The 20,369-nt window shown below is 69.1% G+C and carries 18 protein-coding genes and 1 pseudogene; 6 read left to right on the plus strand and 13 right to left on the minus strand.

Annotation, left to right across the window (positions count from 1 at the left end):
- Positions 1-7: 7 nt before the first annotated feature.
- Together PV341_RS02080 and PV341_RS02085 are read right to left on the minus strand one after the other, a co-directional pair.
- On the minus strand, positions 8-496 hold the full coding sequence (locus PV341_RS02080) for an IclR family transcriptional regulator (protein ID WP_500356521.1): 489 nt from the start codon (positions 494-496) through the stop codon (positions 8-10).
- Positions 497-631: 135 nt separating this feature from the next.
- Positions 632-988: an alpha/beta fold hydrolase gene (locus PV341_RS02085; RefSeq protein ID WP_500331975.1), complete on the minus strand. Its 357-nt coding sequence runs from the start codon at positions 986-988 to the stop codon at positions 632-634.
- Between PV341_RS02085 and PV341_RS02090 the strand changes: the two genes are divergently transcribed.
- On the plus strand, positions 945-1,508 hold the full coding sequence (locus PV341_RS02090) for a TetR/AcrR family transcriptional regulator (protein ID WP_500356522.1): 564 nt from the start codon (positions 945-947) through the stop codon (positions 1,506-1,508). The two genes, PV341_RS02085 and PV341_RS02090, sit on opposite strands and share 44 nt — an antisense overlap.
- 65 nt (positions 1,509-1,573) lie before the next feature.
- Here PV341_RS02090 and PV341_RS02095 read toward each other — a convergent pair.
- The 6 genes and pseudogenes from PV341_RS02095 to PV341_RS02120 form a co-directional block, all read right to left on the minus strand.
- A pseudogene (locus PV341_RS02095) lies at positions 1,574-1,729 on the minus strand (IS5/IS1182 family transposase); the annotation flags it as partial.
- A 182-nt stretch (positions 1,730-1,911) separates the two neighbouring features.
- A complete protein-coding gene (locus PV341_RS02100) occupies positions 1,912-5,253 on the minus strand; it encodes a S8 family peptidase (protein ID WP_500356524.1) in 3,342 nt (1,113 codons plus the stop codon).
- A 462-nt stretch (positions 5,254-5,715) separates the two neighbouring features.
- Positions 5,716-6,381, minus strand: coding sequence for a GNAT family N-acetyltransferase (locus PV341_RS02105; protein WP_500356526.1), 666 nt, complete (start codon positions 6,379-6,381; stop codon positions 5,716-5,718).
- A complete protein-coding gene (locus PV341_RS02110) occupies positions 6,378-7,106 on the minus strand; it encodes a DUF2470 domain-containing protein (protein ID WP_500356528.1) in 729 nt (242 codons plus the stop codon). Before PV341_RS02110 ends, PV341_RS02105 begins: the two co-directional genes overlap by 4 nt.
- A gap of 261 nt (positions 7,107-7,367) precedes the next feature.
- Positions 7,368-8,027, minus strand: a complete 660-nt coding sequence (locus tag PV341_RS02115; protein ID WP_500331980.1) for a response regulator transcription factor — start codon at positions 8,025-8,027, stop codon at positions 7,368-7,370.
- On the minus strand, positions 8,024-9,202 hold the full coding sequence (locus PV341_RS02120) for a sensor histidine kinase (RefSeq protein ID WP_500331981.1): 1,179 nt from the start codon (positions 9,200-9,202) through the stop codon (positions 8,024-8,026). The genes PV341_RS02115 and PV341_RS02120 overlap by 4 nt, the downstream gene beginning before the upstream one ends.
- A gap of 320 nt (positions 9,203-9,522) precedes the next feature.
- Here PV341_RS02120 and PV341_RS02125 point away from each other — a divergent pair, with 320 nt between their 5' ends.
- On the plus strand, positions 9,523-10,017 hold the full coding sequence (locus PV341_RS02125; RefSeq protein WP_500356529.1) for a DUF308 domain-containing protein: 495 nt from the start codon (positions 9,523-9,525) through the stop codon (positions 10,015-10,017).
- A 148-nt stretch (positions 10,018-10,165) separates the two neighbouring features.
- Here the strand turns inward: PV341_RS02125 and PV341_RS02130 are convergent, their stop codons facing one another.
- The 4 genes from PV341_RS02130 to PV341_RS02145 form a co-directional block, all read right to left on the minus strand.
- A complete protein-coding gene (locus PV341_RS02130; RefSeq protein ID WP_500331983.1) occupies positions 10,166-10,702 on the minus strand; it encodes a DUF4240 domain-containing protein in 537 nt (178 codons plus the stop codon).
- Positions 10,703-11,070: 368 nt separating this feature from the next.
- Positions 11,071-11,748 carry a hypothetical protein gene (locus PV341_RS02135; protein WP_500331984.1) on the minus strand — a complete coding sequence of 226 codons (678 nt, stop codon included), beginning with the start codon at positions 11,746-11,748 and terminating at the stop codon, positions 11,071-11,073.
- A gap of 330 nt (positions 11,749-12,078) precedes the next feature.
- Positions 12,079-12,630 carry a hypothetical protein gene (locus tag PV341_RS02140; protein ID WP_500356531.1) on the minus strand — a complete coding sequence of 184 codons (552 nt, stop codon included), beginning with the start codon at positions 12,628-12,630 and terminating at the stop codon, positions 12,079-12,081.
- A 304-nt stretch (positions 12,631-12,934) separates the two neighbouring features.
- Positions 12,935-13,942, minus strand: a complete 1,008-nt coding sequence (locus PV341_RS02145) for a hypothetical protein (RefSeq protein ID WP_500331986.1) — start codon at positions 13,940-13,942, stop codon at positions 12,935-12,937.
- A 376-nt stretch (positions 13,943-14,318) separates the two neighbouring features.
- Between PV341_RS02145 and PV341_RS02150 the strand changes: the two genes are divergently transcribed.
- The 4 genes from PV341_RS02150 (at position 14,319) to PV341_RS02165 (ending at position 19,629) form a co-directional block, all read left to right on the plus strand.
- The gene (locus PV341_RS02150) at positions 14,319-14,912 is read left to right on the plus strand and encodes a uridine kinase family protein (protein WP_500331987.1); all 594 of its coding nucleotides are present in this window, start codon (positions 14,319-14,321) and stop codon (positions 14,910-14,912) included.
- Positions 14,913-15,188: 276 nt separating this feature from the next.
- Positions 15,189-15,674, plus strand: a complete 486-nt coding sequence (locus PV341_RS02155) for a hypothetical protein (RefSeq protein ID WP_500356532.1) — start codon at positions 15,189-15,191, stop codon at positions 15,672-15,674.
- Positions 15,675-16,256: 582 nt separating this feature from the next.
- On the plus strand, positions 16,257-17,891 hold the full coding sequence (gene abc-f, locus PV341_RS02160; RefSeq protein ID WP_500331989.1) for a ribosomal protection-like ABC-F family protein: 1,635 nt from the start codon (positions 16,257-16,259) through the stop codon (positions 17,889-17,891).
- Between the two features lie 82 nt (positions 17,892-17,973).
- Positions 17,974-19,629, plus strand: coding sequence for an ABC-F family ATP-binding cassette domain-containing protein (locus tag PV341_RS02165; protein ID WP_500356533.1), 1,656 nt, complete (start codon positions 17,974-17,976; stop codon positions 19,627-19,629).
- A 286-nt stretch (positions 19,630-19,915) separates the two neighbouring features.
- Here PV341_RS02165 and PV341_RS02170 read toward each other — a convergent pair.
- The coding region (locus PV341_RS02170; RefSeq protein ID WP_500356535.1) for an ATP-binding cassette domain-containing protein at positions 19,916-20,369 on the minus strand (454 nt) is incomplete at its 5' end.

The raw sequence follows: 20,369 nt of genomic DNA on the forward strand, positions 1-20,369 counted from the left end.
CCGCACTCTATTCCTCTCGAACGTCGTCAGGCGCGTGGGCGAGCAGGACGAGTCCCGCTCCCGTGGCGAACGCTCCGAAGCGGCCTCCCACCCGGCTGTCGGCCTGCGGGGCGCCCGGCGCGCTCAGACGCTCGAGGAAGACAACGTCCAGGTGGTCCCGCACGGAGAGATGGATGTGCTGCTCCTTGGTCACGTCGTACACGTCGTACAGGTCGTACAGGACCGGCAGGGCCGCGTCGCGCAGCGGGAAGCCGCGAGGCGCGAGGGTGGCCACCTCCCACAGCCGCAGGCCCACCCGGTAGCGCCGGTCGGGTCCACGCTCCAGGGCTCCCCAGGCGACGAGTTCGGCAGCACGACGATGAACCGTCGGCAGCGCCAGGCCCGTTCGCCTGGACAACTCGGTGAGGGTGAGCGCGGGGTCTTCGTGGGAGAAGGCGCCGAGCAACGCCAGGACCTTGTCGGTCACCGACATGCCGTGCTCATCGGACATGTCCATGCCCCTTCCTTCGTGTGCGGGACGGGCTGCGCGCCGTTCGGCGGACGCGCCGTCCACGCCCCCTCCCCGCACGACGGCCTGGGCCGTCGTGCGGGGTCGGCCGGGCCGCCGGGCGATGCCGGGGCCCGCTTGCTGTCAGTGGACGGACCCGGCGGCCTTCTCGATGAGGTCGGTGACGATGCCCGGGTTGGTCACCTGTGCGGCGTGCGGGGTGTCGGCCTCGACGGTGTGGGCGTGGGCGCGCTCGGCCATGAAGCGCTCGGTGGCGGGCGGGATCACGTGGTCGTCCTTGGAGACGAGGTACCAGGACTGGATGGTCTTCCAGGCGGGGGCGCCGGAGGCTTCGCCGAGTGCCTCGGGGGCGGCGGGGCTCTGGGTGGCGGCGAGTTCGGCGGCGGCCTTGCTGCTGACGCGGTTGCTGAGGAAGAGGTTGCGGTACTGGTCGGCCTTGGCGTACCGCAAGTCGGCGGCGAGGGAGCGGCTGCTGACCACGGCGAGCAGGCTCTTCTACACCGAGGGGATTCGCGCTGTCGGCGTCGACCGGGTGATGGCGGAGGCCGACGTCGCACGCGGCACCTTCTACCGGCACTTCGAGGGCAAGGACGACCTGGTGCGCGGCTACCTGGACGCCACCGATCACGACATCCGGACCCGGGTGGCAGTGGCGGCCGAGAAGACGGGGGGAGGTACCGCGTTGCTCGGCGTCGTCGCGCACGGCATCGGCGAGGAGATCTGCGGTAAGGGGTTTCGGGGCTGCCCGTTCATCAACGCGGCCGCGGAGTACCCGGATCGGGAGTGTTCGATCCACCAAGCCGTGCTGAGGCACCGCGAGTGGTTCCACCAGGTACTGGAGGACGCCTTCGCGACCATGGGCGTCGCGGACCCCCGGCAGTCCGCCGACCTGGTGGTCGCCCTACGTGACGGGGCAATGGTCGCGGGCTGCCTCGGCGACTCCCGGTCCGCGGCGCGCACCCTGGTCCAGGGTGTCGACCTGGTCGTCGCGTCGGGCTGACGGAAGGGCGGGCTGGCGTGAGCCCGCTGTCGTCGGCGACGCCACCTCACACGCCCCCGTCGCGCAGCCCCCCTTTTCGGAAGCCCAGCCGCGTGCCGATGGGCCCGGCAGATGGTGGGGGACCGTCCACTCACGTCGTCATCCGTGTCGGCCGTGGCCAGGACGGCGGCGAGAATCCGTGCCTCGGTGCCGTCGACGGCCCACCTGATCAGGCGTTTGTGTCCCGCGGCAACCCCTTCTCGTGAAACAGAGCCGCTCGTCGCTGACCGGGGCGTGGCGCCGCCGTCGCCGCTGAACTCAACAGCCGTCCACGCAGACGCTCGGCTGGGAAACCCCAGCCGAGCGTCCGGCCGGAACCGCGGTGGGTGCGAGCCCTGGACCGCGGTTCCGGCCCGCGCGTGGGCTACTTCGTCAGGTAGGCGTCGACGATGGTCTCGTCGACGGTGTTGCCCTGCTTGTCCACGGCCTGGGCCTTGAACGACACGCTGCCGCCGGCCTTGGGGTTGGTGACCTGGACCCGGCCGTCGCACACGCTCAGCTTCTGCCAGTGGGCTCCCTTGTCGTAGGAGGCCCACACGCTCAGGGACTTGAGGTTCCTGCCCGCGGCGGTGCCGCGGACGGTCACCGGGACCCACACCTTCGCCCGTGCCTTGCCCGTGTTGTCGAGGGACAGGGCGGGGGTGAAGCGCACGGCGGAGGTGGGGAGCTTGGTGATCCCCGGAGCGTACTCGGAGGAGAACGTCCAGCTCGTGGTCATGCTCGTGGAGACGTCGGCGACCGTGCCGCGCTTGACCGAGACGGTCAGCCGGTAGTCGGCCCGCTCGTTCTCCGCGATGTAGAAGACGTCCATCGGGTAGATGCTGGTGTTGACGAGCTCACCGTTGCGGTAGAGGGATGTTCGCGCGCTCTCGATCGGCGAGTTGTTGTCGCTGATGTTCCCCTCGCTGTCCGAGAAGAGCGGAAGCCGTCCGTCGATCGCCTCATCCGCCCGGAGCAGCCCGATGAGTCCGGCGCCCTCCGGGAGATCCGGCCCGAAGACACCGACGTTGAACACGTGCTGGTAGGAGCGTCCGGGCTTGAACGTCCTCGGAAGTGCGTCATAGGTGGACTCGTACGAGTCGTTCGCGTCGACCTGCATGAAGCCCAGCTGCCACGAGGTGTTCCCCGAGAGCAGGTGCAGGGTGCCGGTGTAGGGCAGGGCGTGCACGGTCCCGAGTCCGGCGCCGCCCTCGGTGATCGGCGTGATGAATCCGAACTTGCCCTTGGCGGGTGCTCCGAGCTTCGCCTCGACCTTGGCGAACTCTCTGGACTTGGCGTGGTGGGTGAAGCCGGTGAGGTACCTGTCGCCGGTCGGCTGGTACACCAGGTGGTACTCGTCGTGCCCGTTGACGCCGGTGGAGAAGGTGGTCATGAGCTGCTGCGTCAGCTGGTCGCCCGCGGCGGCCTTGGGGCCCAGGTGGCCGGTGCGGTACTGCGCGAGGGAGTTGGTGAAGACCCCGTAGCGGGTGCTGTATCCGTCGGCCAGTTCGATGCCCGCGCTGAAGAAGCCGAGGACCGGCTGGGCCGAGCGGTCGGGGACGGTGATGTCGAGCGGCTTGGCGGTGCGCGCGTCCACCGTCACCGTGGTGTCCTGGGTGACGTCGAGGTTGGGCTGGTTGAACCAGTCACCGCCCTGGTCGTACGAACCCGCCGGGTCGACCCGGACCATGCTGTTGAGGAAGTACCGGCCCTTGGGGACGCGTACCGAGTGCGTGTCGCCGCTCAGCACGGTGTTGGCGCCCTTGGCCGGTCCTTCCAGGCCCTGCAGCTGGGCGTCCCAGGCGGGGGCGGGTGCGGGCTCGCCCTTGCGGTCCAGGGCCTTGACCGTGACGGTGTACATCTCCGACTCGCGGTCCACGGCCAGCGCGGTGCCGACGGTCTGCCCGTCGCCGGTGGCCGTGACGCGTCCGGTGAAGGCACCGGTCGTGTCGCCGCCGAGGCGGGTGTCGGCGGTGACCTTCACCGTCGCCTCGCCGTGCGCCGGGACGGTGACCTGGTCGTCCGCGGTGAACATCCCGCCGGGCGCGGCGCTTCCGTCCGGCCCGGTGGCGTCCACGGTCAGCTTCAGGGTGACCGGGGCACTGCCCGTGTTCCGGTAGGTGAGGTTCTTCGTGAGCGGCTGGTCGTCGGTGTGCGGCCACTGCGCGACACCGTACGAGAGCGACGTCTCGCGGGCGACGACGGTCTGCTTGATCGCCTTCCGCAGGTCGACCCGGCCCGAGCCCTGCTCAAAGGGCGTGTAGCCGAGAGGAGTCGTCGAGGAGACCAGCGCGTCCTTGATGTCGTCGCCGCTCCAGTCGGGGTGCTGCTGGATGAGGATGGCGGCGGCGCCGGCGACGTGCGGGGTGGCCATGGACGTGCCATTGAGGGCGATGTAGCCGTCTGCGACGGAGGGGGCGACGCTGGCCAGGTAGCTGTCGTGCGCGGCCGCGGCCCCGATGGCCACGCCGGGCGCCGTCAGATCCGGCTTGATGCCGCCGTCACCGACGCGCGGGCCGGTGCTGGAGAACGGGGCCAGCTTGTCCTGCTTGTCGACCGCGCCGACGGTGAGGGCGGCGTCGGCGCTGCCCGGCGAGCCGACCGTTCCGGATCCCTGCTCGCCGTTGTTGCCCGCCGCGATGACGAAGAGGGTTCCGCTCTCGGCCGACAGCCTGTTGACCGCCTCCTCCGCCGGATCGATCTCCGGGGAGTCGTAGGCGCCGAGGCTGAGGTTGACAACGTCGGCCTTCTCGCCGACGGCCCACTCCATGCCCGCGATGATCTGCGACATGCTGCCGCTGCCGCTGTCGCCGAGGACCTTGCCGCTGAGGATGCGGGCCCCTGGCGCCACACCCTTGTACGTGCCACCGGACTTGGCTCCGGTGCCGGCCGTGATGGATGCGACATGCGTGCCGTGACCGAACCGGTCCTCGGTGTCCGGCGAGTCGGAGAAGTTCCGCTCCTCGACGACCTGCCCGGCCAGATCGGGATGCGTGGTGTCGACACCCGTGTCGAGGACGGCGATACGCGTACCGGTGCCGTCGAAACCGGCCGCCCACGCCTCGGGGCCGCCGATCTGCGGGACGCTCTTGTCCAGGCTCGCCTGGACGACGCTGTCCAGCCACACCGAGGCGATACCCGGTGCGACGGTGCGCTTCATCGCGTCGGCGGACCCGCTGGTGACCGCGGACCACAGTTCCGCGGTGCCGTTCGCGGGCGCGGTGACGGCGTCGGCGTTGACGCTCGACAGGGTGCGCCGGACCTCGGCGCCGCCGGTGGAGCGCAGGGCCGTCCTGGCCGCCGGACGGGCCGCGTCGTACATCACGATGAGCCGCAGGTCATGACGCTGTTCATAGGCCGGCCCGCTCAGCGTGGTGACGTCGAACAACTGCCGGTCCACCCGGCCGCTCTGTACGAGGTCCCGGGCGTCATCAGGCATGGCGTAGGTGTGGCCGTCACGGGTCTCCACCCGGATGGGTATGTCCTCGCGGCCCTTGGCGGGACGCGCGGCGACGATCTCGCCCTTCGCGTTCACCGCGATCCGGTCACCGGTGATCAGTGGAATCCACCGGTGCACGCCGGTCCCGGCCGCAGCCCCCTTGACCTCGGGGCCCGTTCCGAAGGCCGAGGCCGAGAACGGCGTGGCCGACGATGCCGTGCCGGTGGGCGCGGAGAGTGCCACGGACACCGACGGGGTAGCGGCGACCAGCAGCAAGCTGATTCCCAAGACCGTGCCGATCGCAGGTCTCTTGGACGTGAATTTCACGGTTTCCTCTCGTTCATTCACCCCGCGCCAACACGTGAGTTTCACGGCGGACTTGGGGTGCGCCGCACAGCGAAGCACCAGCGTCGAGAGGGTGTCAATGGGTTGATCTTGGATGGCGAGCCGGTAAACCGGTCACCAACTGGTGGATTTCGCCCGGCATTAGCGCACTTTTCGCCCCCAATGCATCCGCTGTCCGGCAAGACAGGCACAGACGGCGTGCCACCTGCCGTGATGCATGCAGCGAGACATTGGGAGCCGGTCACCCGCGCACGAGGGTCGGCAGCGCTCTCCCCGTCCTCGTAAGGAATCTGTCCGGAATTCGGAATTTCCCGCCCGCCCCATTCGGTTCGGCCGGATTCGACAGGTCGCAATCCGCTGAGGGTGCGGACCTGGCCATAGAAGGCCTAACGGTGCCAGCGGCCGTCACCGGCAAAGGGACCCGGCCGATCGGGTCAGGATCCTCGACCCTCGACGTGGGTCCAGCGTGGCCAGCCAGGCGGCAGGTGCGGTGGTCGCGTCGCAGTAGCGGAAGCCGTGCCTTAGGAACAGTTCACCGTTGCCTGTGGTCGCGGTGAACACGGGCTGCGTTCCGGTGCGGGAGAGCACGGCCCGCAACAGGCCCGAACCGATGCCACGGCCCTGGCTACCGGGTGCGACGCAGAAGTTGTAGAGGACCGCGGCGGCGCAACCGGCTCCCGCAGGACCTGCCTGCCGAAGGCTGCGGTACGCGGGCGATCGCTCCTGGTAGCGGTGCACCGCGACACAGCCTTCAACCTCCCCTGCCTCGTTCTCGGCGACGAGGAAGTCGCCCGCATGACGGGCATAGTGACCGAGCGGGCGCTCTCGCAGCGCGCCGCCGGGGACGAACGCCGAGGACAGCTGATGCAGAGCCCAGGTGTCCGCAAGTGTGGCGGTCCGCACCGCGCCCGGACGGCCGAGGCGGCCGGTGACCTCGGGCGCAGCCGTGGGCAATGCCGTCTCGCTCTCATGACGTTGGGGCAACGCGGAGGGTTCGCGAACTCCGCGAGGAGATCGCCCTCCGGCGCGCATGTCGGGCACCTTGCCGCAGGCAGTGATCGATCCGTTCACCGGTGATCGGCGCGGCACCGACGGGAACCGCCACGGGCCAGGGCCACGAGGTGTGCGAGCCGTTGACCGATGTCGGCTGCGCTGCGGGCCGGAAAGTGCAAGGCAACCCGGACGTCCTGGTACCCGCGGGCGTACTCGCACCGCAGGGTGAGCCCGTGGCGGTCCAGTGCGATCGGGCGCAGTTCGACGACGTCTTGCAGGACGTTCCGGTTGACGAGCCTGCCGAGTTGGGCCATCACATCGCTGTGGTCCCGGTCGAGATGGGTGAGCAGCGCCGTCTCTTCGATGGCCAACGGGTCGGTCCGCGCGGCAGCCAGTTCGGCGAGGTCGACGCCGACGGTCGTCCCGTCCCGTTCGATGGCGGCGCGGGCCAGATCGAGGCGGAGAACAAGCACCTCGGGCGCATCCTGGATCTCGGCTGGAGTGAGGAAGCCGGCAAGGGACACGCGGGCCCGGACCCGGTCGCGGACCGCCGTCGGGGCAAGGTCGGTGAACTCGACCAGACTCGCGAGAATGCCACGCGGGGTGAACGCGGCTTCGTCGACAAGCAGGCTGTCCGAGGGGACGTGCAGTCGTAGCGTTCCACTGCTGTCGACCGTGTGCATCGAGATCAGGTCGTAGCAGTTGCCATCGGTCGTGAGACTCAGGGAGTCGGAACGTGCCAGGACCGAACAGATCCGCTCCGCGTTGGTGGGGTAGGCCGCCGGGACGAATGTAATGGCCATCAACGCGCTCCTTAGGTTAGCCTCACCTAAGTTAGCATCCCGGCTGGTGCGCGGCCCGCGGCTGTTCGCCTGGGACATCGGCTGGGGGGGAGGACGTCCCCTCCCAGGTTCGCAGCCCGGCCCCTTCGGCGACTGCTTCTGGGTCCACATCGTGGGGCCCTCATCGACGGCATGATCGGGGTCCGGGTCCACATCGGCTGACGTCCCGCACATCCGTACGCGCATGGCCAAGGTCCCGGAAGTCGGCTGCACGCGCCCGGCTCAGGGGTAGAGGCCGGCCCGGAAGGCGAACGAGACGAGCTGCGCCCGATCACGTGCGCCGACCTTCGTCATGGCCCGCACCGCATGCGTCTTCACGGTGAACGGCGACACGGACATCTGGGCCGCGATCTCGTCGTTGGCGAGGCCGCTGGCAACGAGAACGACCACGTCCCGCTCCCTGGGTGTCAGAGCGCCGAAGCGCCGCAGCAGCTCCTGGTCGATCACCGGGGGCGGTCTGTCGGTCATGTGACCGATGAGCGCCGCCGTCGCGGCGGCCGACAGCGCACCGCCACCGCCGACGACCTCGGTGATCCCGGCGACGAGTTCAGCGGGGCTCACCGTCTTGCTCAGGAAACCGTTGGCGCCCGCGCGCAGGGCGGCGAGGACGATGTCGTCCTGGTCGAAAGTGGTCAGCACGATCACCCGCGTCTTTTCGGGCGGATGCTCCGCGCGGATCCGGCGGGTCGCTTCGACACCGTCGATGCCGGGCATCCGGATGTCCATCAGGACCAGGTCGACGGGGTGCTCCCGGAGGAAGGGGACGACCTGGAGTCCATCGGAGAGATCACCCACGACGACGAGACTCGGGTCGAGCCGAAGCATCGCCCGGATCCCGGCCCTGATGTCGTCCTGGTCGTCGACGATCAGAATCCGGCTCATCGGACGACGGCTCCCAGAGGGCTGAACTCCGCGTGGACCCGGAATCGCCCGTCGTGACTGTCGATCGTCAGCCGCCCGCTGGAGGACTCCACACGTTCGCGCATCCCCACGAGTCCGAGTCCGCTACCCGAGTCGGAGCCGCGGGGTGAGCGACCGACGCGGTTCTCCACCGTGACGCAGATCCTGCCGTCGCACTCGCGCACATCCACCGTCGCCGTCCCCTCTCCGTGCCGGTAGGCATTCGTGAGTGCTTCCTGAACGACCCGGTAGACCGTCACGCCGACGCTGGGCTCCACGAAGCCGACGGGGATGTCGATGGAGGGCCGGATGTCGAGGCCGATGCTCTCGAAAGAGGCGATGAGTCCTTCCAGGCCGCTGAGCGCCGGGGTCGGCCGCAGCGCCTCGTCGTCGGAGATGTCGTCCCCGAGGCGGAGGAGCGCGAGGATGCGCTGCGTTTCGACGACGACGGTGCGGGCGCTGGACCTGGCTGAGACGAGGGCCTGCCGGGAGGACTCGGCGTCTTCGGGCAGCCCGATTTCCGCTGCACCGAGGTGCAGGCTCAGCATCGCGACCTGGTGGCCGATGACGTCGTGGAGGTCCCGGGCGATGCGGAGTCGTTCCTCGGTCACTCGTCGGGTGGCTTCGATCTCGCGGGTGGCGATGGCGCTTTCGGCCCGTTCCTCCAGGGTCCACCAGTGGTCCCGGTGGATGCGGAGCGCGGCCCCTGTCGCACCTCCCGCCACAGCCGAGAAGACGGCGGCCGCTCCCACGACAGCGCCGCCACGGAATCCTCCGACCGTCATGAACGCCCCGAGGAAGAACGCCGCCACAATGCCGGTTCCGGCCAGTGGCTGCTTTCCCCTGAGGGTGACCGAGAACAGGACGAGCACCGCCATCATCCACACCGACAGGGGGTCGTTTCCCACCGCTGTCACGGCGAAGGACGCCGCGCTCGTCACGACCAGCCCCGCCCACGGCTGCCACCACGAGAGGGTGACACCGATGCCGGCGAGGAGCACGGACAGGGCCGTCGGCCAGTCCGAACCTCTCAGGATCACTGCCACGATCTGACCGGTGAACACCAGCGCGGCCAGTGCATAGGCGACTCGGTGCAGCACCTCGGGGCGGCGGACCCACAGCGGTGCCGCGAGCCCGTCCTGACTGTTCTGCGCCATGACCATGAGCCGATTCTCGTTCACGTATGCGGCGGTCGTGTACTTCGAATGAAGTAGACCGCGCAGCTGCTTGGGTCGATCGGGACGGCAGAGCACATGCCGTCGAAGCGGATGGCAGAACTACTTCGTTCGAAGTACACGGCGCCTCCCGAGGCCCCTGAGACTCGTCAGCGAGGCGACCGTCTCACACCGTCACGATCACCACGGGACACCTGATGACTCAGACCACCGTAACCTCGACCACTTCGACCACGGCGACGACGACGCCTTCCGGGCTCCGATCGCTCCACCTGATCCGAGTCGTTTTCTCCCTGATCTGGGTGGCACTCGTCTTCACGACCTCCGCCTCGCTCGTGTCCGCGGACAGGCCCACGGTGATCGCGGCCGTGCTGCTCGTCGTCTACCCCTTGTGGGACGCCGTCGCCACGCTCCTCGAGCGTCGCCTGGCCGGCACCGGCTCCACGAACCGTGTCGGTACCGTCAACCTGGGTCTCGGCCTGGCCACCACCGCGGGAATGATCATCGCCGTGTTCTCCACCGTCGGGACAGCCCTTCTCGTGTTCGGCGTCTGGGCCCTGCTTTCCGGTGCCATCCAGCTCGTCGTGGCGATCCGACGCCGGCGCACCGTCGGCGCCCAGTGGCCCATGGTCATCAGCGGTGCACAGTCCGTACTCGCCGGCGCCACCATCGCCGCCTCGTCCGCTTCGGCGACGAGCAGCCTGTCCACCGTCGCCGGGTACTCGGCCTTCGGTGCCTTCTGGTTCCTCGTCTCCGTCATCGCCCTCAGCATCCGCAGCCGACGCGAGAAGCGTTGACCACCGCCGTAGCAGCCCGCCACCACCTCTCCCCCCGGCATTCAGCTGAACAACAGAATCGCGTGTCCAGGCCGAAGGATCGCTCGCTCGGGCCGTCGTCCCGCAACATGGCCAGGTTGTGATTCGCACCAGGTTCCTGGTGGGCCGATCACTCCGGGTAGAGCGCCGCGATCCGGGGCAGTCGGGCGGCGACCTCCTTGTGGTCGCCGAAGTCGAAGTTCCAGGCGGGGTCGAGGTCAGGGTAGTTGATGGTGAAGGCATCGCCTGGGAGTTCTGTACCGGTTGCGTTCTCATAGGCGTTCCAGCCGATGCTCAGGGTTCGCTCGCCCTCAAGGTCGGTGCCTACGGCTGCTGCTGCCTGGACAGCTGGTACGTCAGCGAGGCGGTCGGCATCCGCTGTGATCTGTTCGAATACCGTGCGGCCTTGGGCGATCAACCATCCACGAAAGTAGTCGAAGCCGTCGTCGGAGCATCCGCCGTTGATGAGGTAGGCAGCAGCCCAGAGAGGGGCTTGATAGGAGGCGGCCATGAGATTCCAGAGAATCTGCTGTACGGCGATGATCTGTTGAGGGTCATGGGCGGCCAGCAGCGTCGTAGCGTGGCTTGCGATGTCGTCGACATCCGCAGAGTCGCCGGCTCTGCCCCGAGCTTGGTCAATGAGGTGCCAGAACTGTTCGATGTCCATGGCGGCACAGCATGGCACCCAGGGCAGACAACGAGCCGGGACTCGGGGTGCCTCATGTCGTCTGGGAGGGCATTGACTGGGCCCCCTGGGCGTCGGTGACGTCGCATGTCATGGCGAGGTGAGGGTCCGGGTCCGGACCCGCAGAAGCGTGAACGATGCGCGGCCACCCATTGCTCGTTGAGGGCTGCGGGTGAGTCCGGCGGTGACGGCGTTGCTGCGCAGCCTGTATGTCGGCGCCGAGCCGGTCGGCCGCGGTCGCGGAACCGTAAGCGCAGGCGCGCTGGCCGCGGGTGTCGGAGCGGCTGGGCCGTCGGGGTGCGTGACCCTGGCACCGCCGCAGCTCCGCGAAGGTGTCGGCGAGCGGTCCCTCAGGCCGCCAGGACGTTCCGGACTCTGGCGAGCTTGTGCTGGGTGACCTGGTGGTGGACCGTAGTCGACAGAGCCACGGGATCAGTCGCCTTGGCCCGCAAGCCCTCCAACCACGCCGCTGTCCCCGGCCAGTTGAGAGGGAGCCTGAATTTCGACCACAGGCCTGCCAGCTCACCGGCGAGTGCCAGGCCGCCCTGGAGGAGGTCCGCCAGGCCAGCCGCCGCCGCGATGAGGACGCTGTCCTCCACCTCCAGCACGGCCGGCGGGAGTCCCTTGTCGTGGCTCGCGGAAGCGGCCGAGAGGTAGGCCCTGACGACCTGCTCCAGCGACGGAGGTTCCTCGCTCAGGGACAGAAGGCTCTGCTCGCGGAGGGCATCGACAGCTGCCGGATACTCGCCGTCGTGGTTCCCGAAGAGCACTCGCTCCGGCTGCCCCGAGGCTCCTTCCAGTCGCTGCCCCAACATCAAGGAGATCACCGGAAAGTCCCGCGTCAGCGCGTGAACATGCGCCGTCGGTATGTACGCGTTGCCGGACGTCGTACGGTCGAGACAGACACCCTGGACAACCGGGCCGATGCGACGGAGCAGGTGCAGCGGCTTCCAGGCGTCGAACCCAGGAAGCGCGGCGGCCCAGTCCGCTGTGACCCGTCGAGGTGTGGGGGCGCCTGGTTTCGTCATGAATTCACCACGATGGCCAGTCTGGCACCCGGAACCTTGAGACGGGCCATAGGGGTTGTGTCCCTTCGGGTGGTCAGGCCGGCGCCCCCGGCAAGCGTTGGGATGCGGTCAGCGGCGACCACGTCGCCGGGCTCGGCGCAGAGCCGAGTGCCGAGGCGGGTGGCGGCTGGACGGCGCAGCCGCGTGGAGCAAGCCCGAGGATGTTGGGGCCGAGTCGGCTATCGACGCTGCGGAGCGTGCAGAGCCGCAGTCTTGCGGCTCAAGCGGCCGAAGGCGAGAAACAGGCATGACCGCCAGAACTGGCTCGGCATCGAAGGCAGCCCCTTTATTTCATTCTTGCAGGCGATCGTTCACGGAGACTGACGGATACACCCCGACGTCAAGATATCCCACATATTCCCCCAGCTCGAACCTCACCATTAGATGCGTTTCCCAAAAGTTCTCTTCAATCGTGATCTGACTGGCGCCTTCTCGATAGATTCGGAGAATCTCTTGGTTATCGCGCAACCAGCGGACCATGAAGGACCTGACTGTGACATCGAAGGAGAATTTGAGGGTCTCATGCCTGTTAACCCAGACTTCGAAGGCCTCCACGCCCTCGTCACCCTCCACCGACACCGGGGCAACGCCAAACGCCTCAAGAAAATGTGTAGCATCCGGTACGTAGAACAGGCTGCTTCCACTGCCAGCCGGGTGGGGCGACGCCTGGTCCCGTGGTTGGGCCTTGTTTGGGTTTTCCAATTCCAGTCCCACATTCATCATGATGGTTGCCAGTTCACATCTGGTGTCTTTTTCCGACCAGCAGGTCCCGATCAGCCTGCCTCCACGGGGCCCGGCCAGCAGGGATCCCCGTTTCACTCCTAGGAATTCATCTTTCCGCATCTGCGTACAACGTCCTGAGCACGCCACCAAAGCGCTTGACCAGCTTCCCATGCATGGCTGAATGCAGAATCGAATCACCCTATGCCCTGACCTGGCGGCGTTGTGAGGGTTGGAGGTTACTCGACCGAAGCGGTAGTCCCACTTCCGGGCTGGATTACTGTCCGCCGAACGCTCCTGAAGTTGAACGTGTGATGTCCGTCGACCACGTGTGATCAGATGCCGTCCTGGCCCCGGCTGCGGCTCGGCCCATGACTACGCCGTCCACCTCGAACCCAACGTCCAGGTTCTCAACACCCCTGACGGGTCAACAGCCCCGGTCGTAGATCGCCCGCAGCCACGGTTCCCTGACGGCGGGCATCCGCGCGAGCGTGTACCGGAACGCCTCCGTCGACGGCTGGAACGGGTACCACGCATGCGGCGGCAGCGGGTCGTCCCGCTCCACCCCTGCCGGCAGTCCGCCGACCACCGGCAGCCGGGTCCGGTGTGGAGGGAAGGCGAGCTCGGCCCAGAGCGCGGCATCCATAGGTACCGGCACCGCCCCGGCAAGCGGCTGCCACATGTCTCCGGTCTGCGGATGTACCGGCACCAGCACCAGGTCAGCGGCCGGCTCACCGAACCCCGGTCCCGCCAGGTCCAGCCGCTGCGCACCTTCCCCGGCGGGCAGCAGCGCGCCGAGTGCCCGACCGAGGAGCTCAGCGACCGGCCCGGGCGCCACCTCGACCGGTGCGCCCCCGGCGGCCACCACCACCTGGGCGAGGGCCACGCCCGCGGGGATGTCCCGGTACTTGCTCAGCCGGTGCCACAGCGCGCCGGTGGCCAGCAGCTCCGCCCAATCCATGACCGGCCGCTCCGCCGGGGCGGGCAGCCGCACCACTGCCTGCGGGACGAGCCGGACGAGCTGCCAGCACCCGCAGTCGTCCATCCTCGTTCCGACCGGCAGACCGCAGCCCAGACAGGCAAGGTTCGGCCCGTCCCTCCCGTCGATGCCCATGCAGTAGCCCCCGGCCCGCTCGAGGATCAGCCTGGTGCCGCGCATGTCACCGGGCGCGAGCAGGACAGTGCCCGACGGTCCGTCGGACAGCGCACCGAAGGGCGCGAAGCGCCCCCGCTCCGCCGCCTCGCGCCCCCCGACCTCGTCCCACTGCCGCCATGGCGGCCCGTACGGCGCAGGGTCGACGGCGTAGGACCCGGCCTCCAGCAGTGGCGGGTGCAGCTTCTCCCAGTGGGTGTCGGCCAGGTGGATCGGCAACGCCACCTGCGACACCGCCGCCGTCAGGACCGCACCGCAGCCCGCACACCCGAAGACCGCCAAGCTGTCCCCTCCCGCCGCCGAAACCCCTGCATCCCACCAAGCAGGCAGACCAGGGAGCAACGGGTTTTCAGACGGCGCTGAACGCCCCGCCGACAGGCAGAGCGGGCCTCGACGTCCCAGTCGCGGCCTCAGGAAGCCGGAAGCCGCGCGGAACTGTGCCGCTGAACGTGATTCGATCCGCCGGTCAGCCGCCGGCTCTGGCTCGGCTTCTATGATGCGTGTGCGTCGAGCGACGACTGTGAGTCGTTGGGAGGCTTGGTATGTTGCCCGACAACGAAGAGTGGCCGGGTGTCGGGCCGACAGTTCGGGGTCCTGGGATCGTGATGCGAAGTCGTTGCCCTTCTCTTGAGGCGCCTGCTGTGATCAGAATGCCGCTATGACGACGATCTCCATCGGTGCTGAAGAGGTTGGCGCCGCTATCGACGCCCGAAGCCGCCGAGGAGTGTTCCTGATCGCCATCGATGGCATGGGTGGCTCCGGCAAGTCGACCTTGGCGACAACCCTGGCGGAGCTGCGCGGCGCTGCGGTGGTTCACGGTGACGACTTCTACCGCCCCATGGACCCGGAGGAGCGCGCCGGGCTGGATCCCGAAGAGGGCTACCACCGCTACTTCGACTGGCAGCGGCTGCGCGAGGAAGTGCTTGTCCCGCTCGCAGCCGGCCGTGACGCCACCTACCGGCGCTACGACTGGGCGACCGGTGATCTGGCCCCGGACGAAAGCCATGGCGTCTCCGCCTGCGGCATCGTCATCGCGGAGGGCGTGTACACCGCCCGGCCCGAACTCGCCGACTACTACGACCTCCTTGTGTACGTCGACACCCCGCGGGAGGAATCCATGCGCCGCCTGCGAGAGCGCGGTGACGACCACGGCCCGATCGACTGGGAGTCCCGTTGGCGCCTGGCCGAGGAGCACTACCTGGCCCTGACCCGTCCCCGGGAAAGGGCCCACCTCGTGGTCTCCGGGCACTGACCTGCCGCTGGCCGTCCTCCGTCGTCTCAGGCTCGGCATGATGCGAGGTGGGTGCTCAGCGCCCTGTCCGGATAACCCAGCGTCACCGATCACAGAACCTGAGCCAGAACCCGAGTTCCGACCGCAGATGCGCACGACTCCAGCAGGCGTCCCACCCGAGCTGTGGTCGATGGTCACGAGAACGAGTACACCCGGTGGACCCTCCCGCCGACCGGCTGTAAAAGAGCGTCGGCCAGGCCGCGAGCCGGCCATCGGTGCCCCCGCTACGATGCGCCCATGCCTGAGCAGTTGTTCGACCGCACGAGCCGCGGTTGCACGTTTGAGGATCTGGACTCCCGGTTGCGTACGGCGATTCTGGCCGTCGCCGAGACCGAACTGCTTGGTGATGCCGCGTCGACCGCGGTCGCCGGCGTGGAGACCCGCAGTGTGCCCCGGCGCCGTCCCGGCGTCTTCGCGCGCTTGCTCGGGGGCGACCCACAGCGCGCAAGGCTGACTGCGGCCGTGTTGCTGCCGCGGCATCTCTTGGTCGCGGTCGCCGATACGTACACAGGGAAGACCACAGCACACTCCGGGCGGCTGGCTGACATGACCGTCACAGAGGTCGATCAGCGACTGGCCGTTGACCCCGGGGTATCGGTCTTCACCCGCTGGTCCAACCGGTCCGAGGCCGAGTCGATGCACGTCGCGCCGGGCGATGACCCCGCCGGCGCCTCGTTCAAGGACATGCTGCGCCACGCCGTCCAGGCGGCACGGCGCGGCTGAGCGGCCTGCAGCAGCTGGCAGGGGGCACCGTGGGTGCTTCCCAAAGCATCGCGGCGCGCTGCAGAGGCGCACAGCAGGGTGCCGGCTGCTCCGTCGTCCGCCTTCGGCAGCGGCAGGACCGAGCCGGTTGTTCTTCGGCTTGGACGGCTCATAGGCGGGCAGTGCCTGGGCGCAGCGTTCGTAGGTGAGGGCTCCTGTTCGGCGGAGATCTGCCCGCCGCGGTCGCTGCTCCTCATTCCGTCCGATGGGGCTTGGGGCATGGACTCCTGCCGTGGTGCCGCAGTGGTACGGAGTACGGGTCACCGGCCGGCAAGGCATGTCGGCAGCGGGAGCCGCCGATCGCGATCATGGGAAGGGCCGGAGACCGGGACGTGTTGTTATGCTGGTGGCTGACATAGGACGGCAATGAGGAGTCAGACGTGGTGGGTGACGACGACATCTCCGGGTGAGATCCGGATCTGACGGCCACCGGCCGGCGCTCAAGAGCGCTGCCGAGGTGGTCCGTTTCGTCGTACCTCCTTCTCCCACGTCTGCCCAGGGCAGAGGTCTACGCTCTGCCCTTGTACCTCCGAGGTCATTTTCATGTCCGACGCCGCTGTCGTCTGCTCGAACGTCTCCTTCGCCTGGCCCGACGACACCCCCGTCTTCCACGAGCTGTCCTTCTCCGTGACCCCGGGCCGTACGGGCCTGGTGGCGCCCAACGGCTCCGGCAAGAGCACCCTGCTCAAGCTGATCGCCGGTGAGCTGAAGCCCGCCACGGGCTCGGTGTCGGTGCACGGTACGCTCGGCTACCTCCCGCAGACCCTGCCCCTGACCAGCGACCTCACCGTCGCCGAGGTGCTCGGCGTCGCCGCGGTGATCCGCGCCCTGGACGCTGTGGAGTCCGGGGACGTCGACGAGAAGCACTTCGCCACCATCGGTGACGACTGGGACATCGAGGAGCGCACCCGCTCCCAGCTCGACCGGCTGGGCCTGGCCGACCTCACCTTGGACCGCAGCCTGAGCACGCTCAGCGGAGGCCAGGTGGTCTCCCTCGGGCTCGCCGCACAGTTGCTCAAGCGTCCCGACGTCCTCCTGCTCGACGAGCCGACCAACAACCTCGACCTCCAGGCCCGGCACAAGCTCTACGACGTGCTGTCGGAGTTCAATGGCTGTCTGCTCCTGGTCAGCCACGACCGCGCGCTGCTGGACCGCATGGAGCGCATCGCCGAACTCGGCAGCGGCGAACTGCGCCTGTACGGCGGTACTTTCACCGAGTACGAGGAGACCGTCCGTGCCGAGCAGGAGGTCGCCGAGAAGAACGTCCGCAACGCCGAGCAGGAACTGAAGCGGGAGAAGCGGGAACTTCAGCAGGCCCGCGAGCGCGCCGAGCGCCGGGCGAGCAACGCCGCCAAGAACCTGAAGAACGCCGGGCTGCCCAAGATCTTCGCCGGCAACATGAAGCGCGGCGCGCAGGAGGCCGCGGGCAGGTCCGGCACGATGCACGCCTCCCGGGTCAGCGATGCCAAGGCTCGCCTCGACGAGGCCGGGCGGGCCCTGCGCGAGGAGCAACGGCTCACGCTGGAGCTGCCCGACACCCAAGTGCCCGCCGGCCGGAACCTGTTCCTCGGCGAGGGCATGCAGGTCCGCCTGGGCGACCAGGAGGTATTCGCGGCGGGCGGCGTTGACCTGAGCGTCCGGGGCCCCGAGCGCATCGCGCTGACCGGGCCCAACGGCGCCGGAAAGACCACGTTGATGCGGCTGGTCACCGGTGGTCTCGCCCCGGACAGCGGGGAGATCAAGCGCAACGACGGGAGGATCGCCTACCTGTCGCAACGTCTGGATCTGCTGGACCTGGACCGCACTGTGGCGGAGAACTTCGCCGCGTTCGCGCCCGAGCGGCCCGAGGCGGAGCGGATGAACCTGCTCGCACGGTTCCTCTTCCGGGGCGCGCGGGCCCATCTGCCGGTGGGTGTGCTCTCCGGCGGCGAGCGGCTGCGCGCCACCCTGGCCTGCGTGCTGTGCGCGGAGCCGGCCCCGCACCTGCTGCTGCTCGACGAGCCCACCAACAACCTCGACCTGGTCAGCGCGGGCCAGTTGGAGAGCGCGCTCAACTCCTACCAGGGTGCCTTCATGGTGGTCAGCCATGACGAGCGGTTCCTCGCCGAGATCGGGATCAACCGCTGGCTGCGGCTGGCCGACGGGGTGCTGAAGGAGACGGGGGCACCGGCGGTGTGAGCCGCCGACGTGTGACGTGGTCCGCGTCCGAGGCCGTGCGCCCGGCGGACCGAGAACCGATCACGCCAGGACGGTATCCCCCGTGCCCCAGCCCGCTCTGCTCGCCCACGACCTCGTCCGTGACCTCGGCGGACGTCGCGTCCTCGACGGCGTCTGCCTCACCGCCTCCCCCGGTCACCGCATCGGCCTGATCGGGGAGAACGGCGTCGGCAAGTCCACCCTGCTGCGGCTGCTCGCAGGGGCGGACGAACCCGACGCGGGAAGCGTCTCCCGCCCCCGCGACGTCGGTTTCCTCCAGCAGGAGATGCCGTTCGACGCGGACTCCACCCTCGGCGCCGTACTGGACGAGGCGCTGCGCGAGGCCCGTGAGGACCTCGCCGAATTGGACCGGCTCGGCGAGGAGCTGGCCCGCGTCCCCGAGGACGACCCCGGCCACCGGGAACTCCTCGCCACCTACGGCAGACGTCTCGAACAGGCCCAGGACCGGGAGTCCTGGGACGCCGACCGCCGCGCCGCGCTGGTCCTGGACGGCCTCGGTCTGGGCGCCCTCGGCCACGACCGGAGCCTTCGCTCGCTCTCCGGCGGGCAGCGCGGCCGGCTGGCCCTGGCCGCGCTGCTGGTCCGGCGGCCCTCCGCGCTGCTCCTTGACGAACCGACCAACCACCTCGACGACGACGCCGCCGCTTTCCTCGAGGCGCAGGTCCGGTCCCTGCCCGGAACCGTGGTGGTCGCCAGCCACGACCGGGCGTTCCTCGACGCCGTCTGCACCGACCTGATCGACCTCGACCCGGCACTCAACGGACCCGTCCGCTACGGCGGCAACTACAGCGCCTACCTCTCTGCGAAGCACGCGGAGCGGCAGCGCTGGGAGCGGCGGTACGCCGAGGAGCAGGAGGAACTGGAAGAACTGCGCGAGTCGGTGGGTGTGACCGCACACCGGGTCGCCCCGGACCGCGGCCGCGTCGACAACGAAAAGATGGGCTACGGCCATCGGGCCGGCCGGGTACAGCACTCCGTCTCCCGCCGGGTGCGCAACGCCACCCGGCGGCTGGAGGAGCTGGAGCGCACCCAGGTCGCCGAGCCACCGCGCCCCCTGCGCTTCGCCGCCGGGGACCTGGCCAGGGGGGCCGAGGAGAGCGCGGAGCCGCTGGTGAGGCTACGCGACGTGCGGGTGCCGGGCCGGCTGGCACTGGACTGCCTGGAGGTGGCGGCGACCGACCGGCTGCTGGTCACCGGCGGCAACGGGGCCGGCAAGTCGACGCTGCTCGCCGTCCTCGCCGGACAGCTCCCGGCCGAGGGCGAGGTGCGCAAGCGGCGCCACGTGACGGTGGGGCTGCTCACCCAGGACACCGTCTTCGAACGGCCCGCGCGCACCGTCCGCGACACCTATGAAGTGGCGGTGGGCCAAGCCCGGTCAGTGAAGGTGCCGCTCGGCTCGCTCGGCCTGATGCACGCGGCCGACCTGAACAGACCGGTCGGGGAACTGTCGGTGGGACAGCGCCGGCGGCTGGCCCTGGCACTGTTGGTGGCCCGCCCGCCCCACCTGCTGCTGCTCGACGAGCCCACGAACCACCTCTCCCCCCGCCTGTGTGACGAACTGGAGGAGGCACTCGGCACCGGACCTGGCGCCATCGTGGTCGCCAGCCACGACCGCTGGCTGCGCCGGCGGTGGCAGGCCCGGGAAGTTCGACTGTCCCCTGGGCTCGACCGGCGGACGAGCGACATCAAGACTCGCTGACATCAATCACCGATCCCGCAGGCGGTTACTCGCGAGGAGGCAAGTTGGGCTGGAGTACCGAGTACTCCAGCCGGACTGCGTGACCTGCCTCGTTACGAGGCGATGGGGGGCGTCCTCGGCGCTCGTCTGCGCCGAGGCCACGCTACTCACGTGGTCGCGGGAGCTCTGGCAGCGAGGAAAGCTGCAGCGCCGACGCCACCAAGCCGGCGCCCGTTGGCACGACCACCGCCATCGCTGCGCACCCGTCGCACAACCAACCGCCAGATCATGACGTCCAGCCGACGTACTAGGACTGTTCCTCCGCAGCGTGGTCGGGGCGGACGGCGATGTGGTCGGGTTCGAGTTCGAGCATGACGCGGTTGCGGATGTCGAGGGCGTGGGTGTAGTCGCGGGGGAGCTGGAGGCGTCCGGAGCGGTCGACGGTGGCGTACTCGCTGGCGTGGACGGTGGTGCGGCCTTCGTCGTCGACGCTGGTGCGGCGGACGACTTCGGAGGCGGTGCGGCCGTCGCGGATGGCGACGGTGCGGTCGACGGCGGTGGCCACGGCCTGGTCGTGGGTGACGACGACGATGGTGGTGCCGAGTTCCTTGTTCGCGGTGCGGAAGGAGTTGAAGACCTGCTCGCCGGTGGCGGAGTCCAGTTGGCCGGTGGGTTCGTCGGCCAGTACCAGCGAGGGGTGGTTGGCCAGCGCGACGGCGATCGCGGTGCGCTGCTGTTCGCCGCCGGACATCTGCTGGGGC

Source organism: Streptomyces sp. PA03-1a (assembly GCF_033792805.1).
Taxonomy (GTDB): domain Bacteria; phylum Actinomycetota; class Actinomycetes; order Streptomycetales; family Streptomycetaceae; genus Actinacidiphila.